At 74.0% G+C, this 11,230-nt stretch carries 12 protein-coding genes and 3 pseudogenes; 13 read left to right on the top strand and 2 right to left on the bottom strand.

Annotation, left to right across the window (positions count from 1 at the left end):
- Positions 1 to 339 precede the first annotated feature (339 nt).
- The 5 genes from ACFWVE_RS33815 to ACFWVE_RS33795 are packed head-to-tail and all read left to right on the top strand — an operon-like array spanning position 340 to position 3,073.
- Complete coding sequence (locus tag ACFWVE_RS33815; RefSeq protein ID WP_384022698.1) at positions 340 to 1,494, top strand: SRPBCC family protein; 1,155 nt, start codon at positions 340 to 342, stop codon at positions 1,492 to 1,494.
- The gene (locus tag ACFWVE_RS33810) at positions 1,491 to 1,817 is read left to right on the top strand and encodes a gas vesicle protein (RefSeq protein WP_384022695.1); all 327 of its coding nucleotides are present in this window, start codon (positions 1,491 to 1,493) and stop codon (positions 1,815 to 1,817) included. The genes ACFWVE_RS33815 and ACFWVE_RS33810 overlap by 4 nt, the downstream gene beginning before the upstream one ends.
- Positions 1,814 to 2,608 carry a GvpL/GvpF family gas vesicle protein gene (locus ACFWVE_RS33805; RefSeq protein WP_384022692.1) on the top strand — a complete coding sequence of 265 codons (795 nt, stop codon included), beginning with the start codon at positions 1,814 to 1,816 and terminating at the stop codon, positions 2,606 to 2,608. The genes ACFWVE_RS33810 and ACFWVE_RS33805 overlap by 4 nt, the downstream gene beginning before the upstream one ends.
- A complete protein-coding gene (locus ACFWVE_RS33800; protein ID WP_003972471.1) occupies positions 2,605 to 2,787 on the top strand; it encodes a gas vesicle protein in 183 nt (60 codons plus the stop codon). Before ACFWVE_RS33805 ends, ACFWVE_RS33800 begins: the two co-directional genes overlap by 4 nt.
- Position 2,788: 1 nt before the next feature.
- On the top strand, positions 2,789 to 3,073 hold the full coding sequence (locus ACFWVE_RS33795) for a gas vesicle protein K (RefSeq protein ID WP_384022689.1): 285 nt from the start codon (positions 2,789 to 2,791) through the stop codon (positions 3,071 to 3,073).
- A gap of 52 nt (positions 3,074 to 3,125) precedes the next feature.
- Here the strand turns inward: ACFWVE_RS33795 and ACFWVE_RS33790 are convergent.
- A pseudogene (locus tag ACFWVE_RS33790) lies at positions 3,126 to 3,521 on the bottom strand (NAD-dependent epimerase); the annotation flags it as partial.
- A gap of 237 nt (positions 3,522 to 3,758) precedes the next feature.
- On the opposite strand from ACFWVE_RS33790, the gene ACFWVE_RS33785 reads away from it, so the two are divergent.
- The 7 genes and pseudogenes from ACFWVE_RS33785 to ACFWVE_RS33755 form a co-directional block, all read left to right on the top strand.
- The gene (locus ACFWVE_RS33785; RefSeq protein ID WP_384022685.1) at positions 3,759 to 5,600 is read left to right on the top strand and encodes a gamma-glutamyltransferase family protein; all 1,842 of its coding nucleotides are present in this window, start codon (positions 3,759 to 3,761) and stop codon (positions 5,598 to 5,600) included.
- 91 nt (positions 5,601 to 5,691) lie between these two features.
- On the top strand, positions 5,692 to 6,537 hold the full coding sequence (locus ACFWVE_RS33780) for an inositol monophosphatase family protein (protein ID WP_384022682.1): 846 nt from the start codon (positions 5,692 to 5,694) through the stop codon (positions 6,535 to 6,537).
- Positions 6,538 to 6,718: 181 nt separating this feature from the next.
- Positions 6,719 to 8,128: a phytoene desaturase family protein gene (locus ACFWVE_RS33775; protein ID WP_384022679.1), complete on the top strand. Its 1,410-nt coding sequence runs from the start codon at positions 6,719 to 6,721 to the stop codon at positions 8,126 to 8,128.
- A pseudogene (locus ACFWVE_RS33770) lies at positions 8,125 to 8,411 on the top strand (macro domain-containing protein); the annotation flags it as partial. The gene ACFWVE_RS33775 and the pseudogene ACFWVE_RS33770, both read left to right, overlap by 4 nt.
- A 115-nt stretch (positions 8,412 to 8,526) precedes the next feature.
- Positions 8,527 to 8,763: a hypothetical protein gene (locus ACFWVE_RS33765; RefSeq protein ID WP_384022710.1), complete on the top strand. Its 237-nt coding sequence runs from the start codon at positions 8,527 to 8,529 to the stop codon at positions 8,761 to 8,763.
- Positions 8,760 to 9,017 (top strand): hypothetical protein, encoded by a 258-nt coding sequence (locus ACFWVE_RS33760; protein WP_384022707.1) that lies wholly within the window; start codon positions 8,760 to 8,762, stop codon positions 9,015 to 9,017. Before ACFWVE_RS33765 ends, ACFWVE_RS33760 begins: the two co-directional genes overlap by 4 nt.
- Positions 8,996 to 9,889 (top strand): annotated as a pseudogene (locus tag ACFWVE_RS33755) (BTAD domain-containing putative transcriptional regulator); the annotation flags it as partial. The gene ACFWVE_RS33760 and the pseudogene ACFWVE_RS33755, both read left to right, overlap by 22 nt.
- Before the next feature lie 69 nt (positions 9,890 to 9,958).
- Here the strand turns inward: ACFWVE_RS33755 and ACFWVE_RS33750 are convergent.
- Positions 9,959 to 10,240, bottom strand: coding sequence for a hypothetical protein (locus tag ACFWVE_RS33750; protein ID WP_384022704.1), 282 nt, complete (start codon positions 10,238 to 10,240; stop codon positions 9,959 to 9,961).
- 40 nt (positions 10,241 to 10,280) lie between these two features.
- Between ACFWVE_RS33750 and ACFWVE_RS33745 the strand changes: the two genes are divergently transcribed.
- Complete coding sequence (locus tag ACFWVE_RS33745) at positions 10,281 to 10,787, top strand: hypothetical protein (protein ID WP_384022701.1); 507 nt, start codon at positions 10,281 to 10,283, stop codon at positions 10,785 to 10,787.
- Positions 10,788 to 11,230: the final 443 nt, after the last annotated feature.

Genomic DNA, 11,230 nt, shown 5'->3' with positions numbered 1-11,230 from the left:
AATCTTTTTGGTGTGGGGGGTTTGTTTTTGTTTTTCCCTCCCGCGCACGCCCCCCCCCCGCACCCCCCCCCCCCCCGCCACCCCGTGGGCGGGGTGGTCCGCGTCCCCCCGCGCGGGGTACGAGGACGAGCAGGAGCAGCCCGGCCGACGCGACGAGCGGCGCGAGGAACGACGCGGGCCGCGACGCGAGCGGGCCGCGAAGAAGACCGCGGCGCCCGCGAAGAAGGCGGCGGCCAAACGGGCGCAGCCCGCCAAGAAGACGGCCGCCAAGAAGACGGCCGGGGCAGGGAGCGCCGCCCGAGGGGCCGGAGACCGGCAGTCGAAGGGCGGTGGTGAGCGATGACCGGCACGCTCGGTTCCGCGGCCTCCACGGCGGGCGGCGCGGCGAAGAAGAACCCGCTCACCGACGTGGCCAGGAGCGAGGCGGCCGACCGTCTCAAGTCGGAGGTCCAGGACTACCTCGCCGCCCAGGCCCAGCGGTTGCTGACCGGCGCCGGCCGCAAGCTCGGCGAGACCACCGGCAAGCTCAACGACATAGCCGAGGGCAACAGCCCCGGCTTCGCCAAGCTCGCCCTCGACGGCGGCCGCAAGCTCGCCGAGGGCAAGAGCCCGGCGCGGGCCGCGTTCGAGGCCGGCGCCTCCAAGGTGAAGGACAACGTGGTCGGCGCCGTCAAGAACCTCACCGGCGGCAAGGGCAGGCGCAAGGGCGGCGGGGGGCAGAAGCCGACCGTCATCATCGAGTACGCCGACGTCGGCGTACCGCTGCGCACGGCCTACGACCAGTGGACCCAGTACCAGGACTTCAGCACCTTCGCCAAGGGTGTCAAGAGCGCGAACCGCGCCGACGACACGTCGTCCGACTGGCAGATGAAGGTCTTCTGGTCCAACCGCAGCTGGAAGGCGAAGACCACCGAGCAGGTACCCGACGACCGGATCTCCTGGACGTCGGAGGGTGCCAAGGGCACGACCAAGGGCGTCGTCAGTTTCCACCGGCTCGCCGACAGCCTCACCCGCGTGATCCTGGTCATCGAGTACTACCCCAAGGGCCTGTTCGAGAAGACCGGCAACATCTGGCGCGCCCAGGGCCGCCGGGCCCGCCTCGACCTGAAGAACTACGTCCGCCACATCACCCTCAAGGGCGAGGCGGACGACGGCTGGCGCGGCGAGATCCGCGACGGCGAGGTCGTCCGCAGCCACGAGGACGCCGTCGCGGAGGAGCAGGAGAGCGAGGAGCTCGAGGCGGAAGAGGCACCCGAGGACGACGAGGAAGCTCCGTACGCCGAGGAGGAGGGCGATGCGGAGGCCGAGTACGAGGAGGAGCCCGAGGCCGAGTACGAGGAGGAACCGGAGGCCGAGTACGAGGAGGAACCCGAGGGCGAGTACGAGGAAGAGCCCGAGGGCCAGTACGAGGAGGACAAGGAAGCCCTCGAGGACGAGGACGCGCCCCGTGACGAGGACGCGGACGAGGACGCCGACCGCGGGAGCCGTCGATGACCACCCCCAGCCGACTGCCCGACTCCTATGGCCAGGGACAGAGTGCCAACCTCGCCGACATCCTGGAACGGGTGCTCGACAAGGGAGTCGTCATCGCGGGCGACATCCGGATCAACCTGCTCGACATCGAGCTGCTCACCATCAAACTGCGGCTCATCGTCGCCTCCGTCGACAAGGCCAAGGAAATGGGCATCGACTGGTGGGAGAGCGACCCCGCGCTCTCCTCGCGCGCCCGGCACGACGAACTGACCCGGGAGAACGCCGAGTTGCGTGAACGCCTGCGCGAACTGGACGCGGGGCGCGTACCGAGGGAGGCATCATGACAGGGCTGCGCTACGTCTACGCGGTCTGCCGTCCCCTCGACGTGCCCCTCCCGGGTCCGCCGGCCGGGGTCGCGGGCGACCCGCCCCGGCTGCTGAACCACCAGGACCTGGTCGCCGTGGTCAGCCAGGTGTCCGAGGACGACTTCTCCGAGGAGGCGTTGCGGGCCCGCCTGGAGGACCTGGACTGGCTCGCCGGGACCGCGCGGGCCCACCAGGAGGTCATCGACACGCTGACCACCGTCACCACCCCCCTGCCGCTCCGGCTGGCGACCGTCTTCCGGGACGACGACGGCGTACGGGCGATGATGGAGGAGCGCGCCGAAACCTTCCGGCGCACGCTGGACAGGCTGGACGGGCGCGTGGAGTGGGGCGTCAAGGTATACGTCGAGAAGGAGCCCGAGCGGTCGGCGGCCCCGGCGAAGCCCATGGAAAAGCCCGCCTCGGGCCGGGACTACCTGCGGCAGCGGCGCATGCGGACGCGGGCGAACGAGGACCTGTGGTCCAGGGCCGAACAGTTCGCGACACGCCTGCACGAGACGCTGTCCTCCCGGGCCGACGACGCGCGGCTGCACGCGCCGCAGAATCCCGGCCTCTCCGGTGCCTCCGGCCAGAACGTCCTCAACGCCGCCTATCTGGTGCGGCGGGACGTTTCCGAGGAGTTCGTGGAGATGGTGGACCGTACGAAGGACGACAGCCCCGGAATGCGTGTGGAACTCACCGGCCCGTGGGCGGCCTATTCCTTCGCCGGTGAGGAAACCGCCGGCGCGGACACCGCGGGGGAGGGAGCATGACGGTCGTCGAACGCCGTGAGATCGCCCTCGTGGACCTGCTCGACCGGCTGCTGGCCGGCGGAGTCGTCATCACCGGCGACGTCACGCTGCGCATCGCGGACGTCGACCTGGTCCGCATCGATCTCAACGCGCTGATCAGCTCGGTCAACCGCAACGTTCCGTCCCCGTTCGGAGATTGATGTGACCGACCGCCGCAAGAGTCTCGACCTCGAACCCGACACGGTCGAGCGGGACCTGATCAAGCTGGTGCTGACCGTGGTGGAGCTGCTGCGTCAGCTCATGGAGCGTCAGGCCCTGCGCCGCGTCGACGAGGGAGACCTGAGCGAGGAGCAGGAGGAGCGGATCGGGCTCACCCTGATGCTCCTCGACGACCGCATGACCGAGCTGCGCGACCGGTACGGTCTGCGGCCGGAGGACCTGAACCTCGACCTCGGGCCGCTGGGACCGCTGCTGCCCCGGGAGTGAGCCTCCCGGGGCAGCGGCCCCGTGGCCCGCGCGGGACGAGGTCTCCGTGCCTTCAGCCGCCCCTGCGCCCCCGCAGGGGCGCGGTGTCGGTGCCCACACCGTGCCGCACCCCGTCCAGGAACTCCCGCAGTACCTCCGTGGCGGCGCACTGCGGTCGCCGGCCCAGCCCCGTGCGGGCGCGGGAGCAGTAGCAGTCCATCAGGGGCAGCCGCAGTACCGCGTCGAAGAGGTGGGGCGAGGCGGGAAGGAGACGGAGTCCCCGCGCGGCGGCGATGACGGACCGGGCCGCCGTACGGGGCAGCGGGAGCGGGCGCACGCCGGGTATCTCGGCGAGGAGGTCGCTGTCGACCACGGGGTCGGCCGCGAGACCGAAGGCGCCGCGGGCCCGGCCCGAGTGCACGGCCAGCTGGTGGGCCCGGGCGGCGTCGTCCGTGTGCAGGACCCGCACGCCCCGGCGGGCCCCGGTCCGCAGGGGGCCGAGGGGGCCGAGGAGACCGCCTGCGGGAGGAGGGACCTTCACATCCCTCGTCAGGTACGGACACCCAAGGGACACGAGGCGATCGATAGCCTGCTGGGGGAACGGGGTGGCGAAGGGTCCGGCCCGAAGTCCCGGATTCTCCCCAGAGCCCGTTCCCAGCCGTGTCGGGACCGGCCGACGCGGAAGAACAGTGAGGTGAGAGGCCGTATGTTCACCACCCGCCCCACCCTTCAGGGCACCTTCGGCATGGTGTCGTCCACGCACTGGCTGGCGTCCCAGTCGGCCATGGCCGTCCTGGAGGGCGGCGGGAACGCGTACGACGCGGCCGTGGCGGGCGCCTTCGTGCTGCACGTCGTCGAGCCGCATCTCAACGGACCCGCCGGCGAGGTGCCCATCCTGCTGGCGCCCGCGGACGGCGAGGTGCGGGTGCTGTGCGGGCAGGGCGTCGCACCGGCCGGGGCGAGTGCCGCCCACTACCGGGCGCTCGGCCTGGACCTCGTCCCGGGCACCGGACCGCTCGCCGCCGCCGTGCCCGGCGCCTTCGACGCCTGGATGCTCCTGCTGCGCGACCACGGCACCCGGTCCCTGGCCGACGTCCTCCAGTACGCCATCGGATACGCCGAACACGGGCACGCGCCCGTGGAGAACGTCGGCCGGGCCGTCGAGACCGTACGGGAACTGTTCGAGACGGAGTGGACCTCGTCGGCGCGGGTGTACCTGCCCGGTGGCCGTGCGCCCCGCCCCGGCGAGCTGCTGCGCAACCCCGCCCTCGCCGCCACCTGGCGGCGGCTGCTGGACGAGGTCGCCGGCGCGGGCGGCCGGGAGGCGCGGATCGACGCCGCGCGTGAGGTGTGGCGCACCGGCTTCATCGCCGAGGCCCTGGTCCGGCAGGCCGGCCGGCCCACCCTGGACACCAGCGGCGAGCACCGCACCGGCACGCTGACGGCCGCCGACCTCGCCGGCTGGTCGGCGACGTACGAGGCCCCGGCGACGTACGACTGGAACGGCTGGACGGTGTGCAAGGCGGGCCCCTGGAGCCAGGGGCCCGTGCTGCTCCAGCAACTCGCCCTGCTCCCGCCGGAACTGCCCCCGTACGGCTCCGCCGACTACACGCACCTGCTCATCGAGGGCAGCAAACTCGCCATGGCCGACCGGGAGGCCTGGTACGGGGACGCGGCCGAGGTGCCGCTCGACGACCTCCTGTCGGCGGAGTACAACGCCGAGCGGCGCACCCGCGTCGGACCCCGGGCCTCCCAGGTGCTGCGGCCCGGCAGCCCCGGTGGGCGCGCCCCGCGCCTGTGCGCGCACGCGCGGGTGGCGGCCGTCGGCGCGGGCGGCCCCTGCGCGAGGGGGGCCGGAGCGCTCGGGGTGGGCGAGCCGACGGTCGCCAAGCACCCCACGTCCCCCGTGCCGGGCGAACCGGAGGTCTCCGGCGACAGGGCCACCCGCGGCGACACCTGCCACCTGGACGTCGTCGACCGCTGGGGCAACATGGTCGCGGCCACCCCGAGCGGCGGCTGGCTCCAGTCCAACCCGGTCGTGCCCGAACTCGGCTTCCCCCTCGGCACCCGGCTCCAGATGACCTGGCTGGAGGACGGACTGCCCAACACGCTCACCCCGGGACGTCGGCCCCGGACCACTCTCACACCGTCCGTCGCCCTGCGGGACGGGGTGCCGGTGATGGCGTTCGGCACGCCCGGCGGGGACCAGCAGGACCAGTGGCAGCTGCACTTCTTCCTCGCCGTCGCGCTGCGCGGCCCGGTACGCGGCGGGCTCGACCTCCAAGGCGCGATCGACGCCCCGAACTGGCACAACGACAGCTTTCCCGGCTCCTTCTACCCGCGCGGCATGCGCCCCGGCAGCGTCACCGTGGAGTCCCGCACGGACCCGGCGGTGGTGCGGGAGCTGCGGCGCCGGGGGCATGCGGTGACGGTCGGCGAGGCGTGGTCGGAGGGCAGGCTGTGCGCGGTCGCGCGGGACCCGGCCACGGGCGTGCTCTCGGCGGCGGCGAACCCGCGCGGCATGCAGGGCTACGCGGTGGGCCGCTGACCTCGCCCCGGGTCCCCTTGTTCATGCGGATATCGCCGGGAGTGCACCGGACGGGCGGGGTTTGTCAGTGGCGCGTGGTCTCATGGAGGGCATGATCGAGCACAACGAAACCATCGAAGAGTTTCTCGCCGGGCGCGCCATCGACGTGGAGGAAGCCGTCCGCAAGGCCGCCGCCCAGGAAATCATGCCGCGCTGGCGCCGGCTCGCCGACCACGAGGTCGACCGCAAGTCCGGCCCGCACGACCTGGTGACCGACGCCGACCGGCAGGCCGAGCTGTACCTCACCGAGGTGCTGCCCACCCTGCTGCCCGGGTCGGTCGTGGTGGGCGAGGAGGCGGTGCACGCCAACCCGGCGTCCTACGAGGCAATACGCGGCGAGGCGCCGGTGTGGATCGTCGACCCGGTCGACGGCACCCGGCAGTTCGTGCACGGCGACGACGGGTTCTGCACCCTGGTCGCCCTGGCACTGGGCGGAGTCGTCCACGCTTCCTGGACGTTCGCCCCGGCCCGCGAGCAGCTCGCCACGGCCGTACGGGGACAGGGCGCCTTCCTCGACGGCGCGCGGCTGCACGCGGGCTCTCCGGAGACCGGCCGTGACCTGCGCGTGGCCACCTCCCACCCGGACTTCACGACGGACGGCCAGAAGCGCTCCCTGCTCGCCCTCGGGACGGACGGCGTGGCCCCCCGCGCCTGCGGTTCGGCCGGACTGGAGTACCTGGCCATCGCCCGCGGCGAATCCGACGCCATCGCCTTCACCTGGGAAGCGGCCTGGGACCACGCGGCGGGCCTGCTCCTCGTCGAGGAGGCGGGCGGCGCCCACCTGACCCGCGCCGGCGAACGCTTCCGCATCACCGGCGGCAACGACCTCCCCTTCACCGCGGCCCGCGACGAGGCCACGGCCCGCCGGGTGGCGGGGCTGCTGTCGGGCGGAGCCTGACCTCCAGGTCCGCCGCGCCGGTACCGGGCACGGTGTCACCGGGCGGATGCTGCCCGGGGGCGGGGCCGGGGGAGCGCCGGCGCCCCGGCATATCCTGATCCTGAGTCTCCCGGTGGCCCCTGATCGCTCTGGTCGCCTCCGGTTGCCGTCGGCCGACGAAGGGGTTCCGAAGGTGGTGTCGATGCTCGATGTGGTCGTGGTGGGCGCGGGGCCGAACGGACTGACCGCCGCCGCGGAGCTGGCCCGGCGCGGCTTCTCCGTCGCCCTGTTCGAGGCGAAGGGCACCGTCGGGGGCGGCGCCCGCACCGAGGAGCTGACCCTGCCCGGCTTCCGGCACGACCCGTGCTCCGCGGCCCACCCGCTGGGCATCAACTCGCCCGCGTTCCGTGCCCTCCCGCTGGAACGCTACGGCCTCGAGTGGCTGCACGCGGACCTGCCCATGGCCCACCCCTTCCTCGACGGCACGGCGGCCGTGCTGTCCCGGTCGGTCGGTGAGACGGCCGCCAGTTTCGGCCCGCGCGACGCCGGAGCGTACCGCCGCCTGGTCGAGCCCTTCCTGCCCCGGTGGGACACCCTGGTCCGCGACTTCATGTCCCTGCCGCTCACCGCGCTGCCCCGCGACCCGGTCGGCCTGGCCCGCTTCGGCCTCGTCGGACTGCAGCCCTCCACCTGGCTGACGCGCCGCTTCCGCGACGAGCGGGCCAGGGCCCTGTTCGCCGGGCTCGTCGCCCATGTGATGGCGCCCCTCGGCGGCTTCGCCACCGGCGCCGTCGGTCTGGTCTTCGCCCTCGCCGCGCACGCCCGCGGCTGGCCCGTCGCCCGCGGCGGCTCCCAGGCCATCTCGGACGCCCTCGCCGCCTACCTGAAGGACCTCGGCGGCGCCGTCCACACCGACTACGACGTCAAGCGCCTCGACGACCTGCCGCCGGCCCGCGCGTACGTCTTCGACACCTCGCCCACCGCCCTCGCCCGCATCGCCGGCCTCGGCAACCACTACGCGAACTACCGCTACGGCCCCGGCGTCTTCAAGATCGACTACGCGCTGGACGGCCCGGTGCCGTGGACCGCGCCCGAGGCCCGCAGGGCCTCCACCGTGCAGATCGGCGCGGACAGCGCCGAGATCGGCGCCGCCCTGCGCGCCGCCTCCCGGGAGGGCCGCGCCCCCGATCCGCCGTTCCTCATCACCGTGCAGCCCGGCGTCGCCGACCCCACCCGTGCCCCGGCCGGCAAGCAGGTCTTCTGGGCCTACGGGCACGTCCCGAACGGCTGGTCCGGCGACCTGACCGATGCCGTGGAACGCCAACTGGAGCGCTTCGCGCCCGGGTTCCGCGACCGCGTCCTGGCCCGCGCCACCGCCGGCCCGCCCGAAATCGCCGCCCGCAACGCCAACTACGTCGGCGGCGACATCGGCTCCGGCGCGGCCAGCGGCCTCCAACTCCTGTTGCGGCCCCGCCTGTCCCTGTTCCCGTACGCCACCCCGCATCCGGCCGTGTTCATCTGTTCGTCGGCCACCCCGCCCGGCCCCGGCGTGCACGGCATGTCCGGGCACAACGCGGCCAAGGCCGTCTGGAGGAGGCTGCGGCAGCCGTGACCACCGCCACCCTCGCCCAGGGGCGGCCTCACCCGTGAACGCGTCGACGCCATCGTCAACGCGGCCGACTCCTCGCTGCTCGGCGGGGGCGGCGTGAACGGCGCGGTCCACCGCCGCGGCGGCCCGGAGGTCCTTCAGGAGCGCCGCCGCCTGCGTGCCTCCCCGTACGGCAAGGGCCTCGCCACCGGGCCAGGCCGTCGCCACCACCGCGGGCCGGCTGGACGCCCGCTGGGTGATCCACACCGTGGAAACGCTCTTCTCCGATCTCGACGAGAACGCCGCCCCCCATCCTGACGACCTGGGCCGTCGCGGAGGCCGACGAACCGTTCGGGCAACGCGGGATCGACGGCACCGGGGGTCCGGCGCCGAGGACCGGTCGCGCCGACGGCCACGGGCCGGTGCCCGACGGCATCAGCAACCGGGGCCCCGCCGAAGTCCTCCCCGACCGCCACCGTCACGGCGTCCGGTACGTGCCCGGCCTCTGCTGGTACCGCTGGTCGGGCCACCACCGGACGGCCGACGGCAGCAAGGCGGTGCTGAGGGACGTCGGAGAACGGGCCGAGGCCCTCGTGGAGCGGGACCCCACGGGCCGGCCCTCCTCGTACACCGCCGACGGCCGGGGAGGGAAACGATGACCGTCGGACACCTGCCGTGGGACGCGCCGACGCAGGTTACGACCGGTCCCGGCGCGGGGACGCGGCCGTCCGGCCTCCGCGTCGTCGCCGGCCGCGGCAGCGGGCACCGGCGGGACGACGGGGTGCCGTCCGCCCCGTTCTTCGGCGTGCTCGGGCCGCTGGAGGCGAGAGGAGGCCGCGGACACCTCGACCTCGGCCGCCGCAGCGCCGCGCCCTGCTGCTGCGGCTGCTCATGGAGGACTGCCGCCCGGTGAGTGTGGGGCGCATCTGCGACGACCTGTGGAACGGCAGGCCGCCCTCCTCGGCCGCTTCCTCGGTGCACGCGCACATCAGCCGACTGCGGTCCGTGCTGGAGGAGCCCTCCGCGGGGCGGACATCCTCCCTCCTGGCCAGTACCTCCGCCGGATACGTCCTGCGGGTCGCCCCCGACCGCCGCGACACCATGCTGTTCGAGGAGGCCGTCGAGCACGCTCACCGCCTGGCCGACGAAGGCCGTGCCGACCACGCACGCCAGACGGTCGAGCGGGCCCTGGCACTGTGGCGGGGGCAGCCCTACGCCGACGCCCAGGGGTACCTCTTCGCCCGGCAGGAGGCCGACCGGCTGACCGAACTACATTGTTCGGCAAGGGACTTGTGGGCTCGCCTGCTGCTCGGCGAGGGACGGGCCGAGCAGGCGGTGGCGGCCTCCGAGGATCTCATCGGCGAGAACCCGCTGCGCGAGACGTCCTGGGTGACGCTGCTGCACGCCCTGCAGGCGGCCGGCCGTACCGCGGAGGCGCTCCAGCGGTACGAGACGGTGCGCCGTACCTTGGCGGACACCCTGGGAACCGATCCCGGGCCCCAGCTGCGGCAGACCCATCTGGCGCTGCTGTACCAGGAGCCGGCCGGTACCGCGCCCGGCGCCGGCCCACGCGCTGTGAAACGGTCGGTCACCCCGGCACCGGCTCCGCCCCTGACCGGCCGGAGTCGTCAACTGGCCGTTCTGGAGGAACTGTTGGCACGGGCCAGGGCGGGTCGCACCGTATGGGCCGTGCTGCACGGCGCCACCGGGGCCGGGAAGTCGTGGCTGCTGCGTGAGTTCGGCCGGACGGCCCGCGCCGCGGGGTCGGTCGTGGTCCACGACCGGTATCCGCGGCATACGACGCCGGAGGGCGCGGCCGGGCACGGCGGCGCGGCCCTGCGCGTCCTGCGGGAATCACGGGCCGAACCGGGCCCCGCCCGGCACGTGGAGCCCGTGCTGTGCCTCGTCGACGACATCCAGGGCGCGCCGCCCGAGGACCTGGAGGCGCTGGCGGCCCACGCGGACGTGCCACGTGAGGCCCCGCTCATGGTGGTGTGCGCGGTCACGGAAAGCCGTGACCCCGCGGTCGCCGGGTTCCAGGCACGACTGGCCCGGAGCGGAACCCGGCTCATCGAGGTGGGACCGCTCGACGTCGCCGACGTCGAAGAGCTGCTGCGGGCAAGGGGCAAGGGGCACGGGCCGGGCGGGGCGTTCCCGGACCGGCGGCGCCCTGGGCGTGGACGAAGGGCCCGGTCCGGACGCCGGGCCGCGTGCGTGGTGCCCGAGCGGGCCGGATCTGCCCGGCGCCTCCGCCCCGCCGTCCGCCGAGGCGGTCCGGCTCCACGCCCTGACCGGGGGCAACGCCTCCTACCTCACCGAACTCCTCGATGCGTCGGCAGGCCCGTCCGCCGGCACTGCGGTACGGATGCCGCACGTGGTCCGGTGCGAGGTCCGCGCCCGGCTGGCGGCACTGTCGCCCGACGCCCGGCGCGTCGTGGAGACGGCGGTCCTGTCCGGCCCGGTCGAGGCACGATTCCTGGCACGCGCCTGCGAGTTGCCCCTCGCCGCCGTACTGCGAGCGCTGGAGGACGCCGCCGACGCCGGGCTGATGACCTGGCAGGGGACCGGCGGCCCGTCGCTGCCGGCCGCGTACGCCTTCTCCTGCGAACTCGTCCGCGGCGCGCTGCTCGCCGACATGCCCCGTCCCGTGCCCACGCCGCCCGGACGGCGGTGGACCGGGTGAAAACGCGGCCGGCGGAGCAGAGGGCCTGCCCCGCCGCCCCGCTGGTTGCCGCCACACCGCCCAGCAGGGCTGACGACCGGCAAGGGCCTCTGTGTGCCCGGGCGTCACTGCTCCCTACGAGGGGCCCTGCGCGCCGGTTCACGAGTGGCGGCGACCAAAAAGGATGGGGAAACCTGTTTGCGTGCAACTTGGTTGTGCACTGCGTTCCTTGCCGGAGTCGGGCCCGTCTCGTCGGTCCGGCCCGGCCCAATCAGGGCAACAGCCCGCAAGAAGAATGTTGAGGATGCGCATCACCCGACCGACTCGCCCCGCCCGACTGCTCACCGTGCTCGGAGTTGCGGCCGTGGGCCTGTCCGTCGCGGCCGTCACCCTTCCCGGCGAGGCCGGCGCGGCCCCCGTCACCAGGAGCGGCCGACGATCGTGCCGGAGCACGGGGCGTTCGC

It is taken from the genome of Streptomyces sp. NPDC058632 (genome assembly GCF_042717095.1).
Classification (GTDB): domain Bacteria; phylum Actinomycetota; class Actinomycetes; order Streptomycetales; family Streptomycetaceae; genus Streptomyces.
Note: the sequence above shows the minus strand (reverse complement) of the source record. Positions and strands in the feature narration are given on the sequence as shown.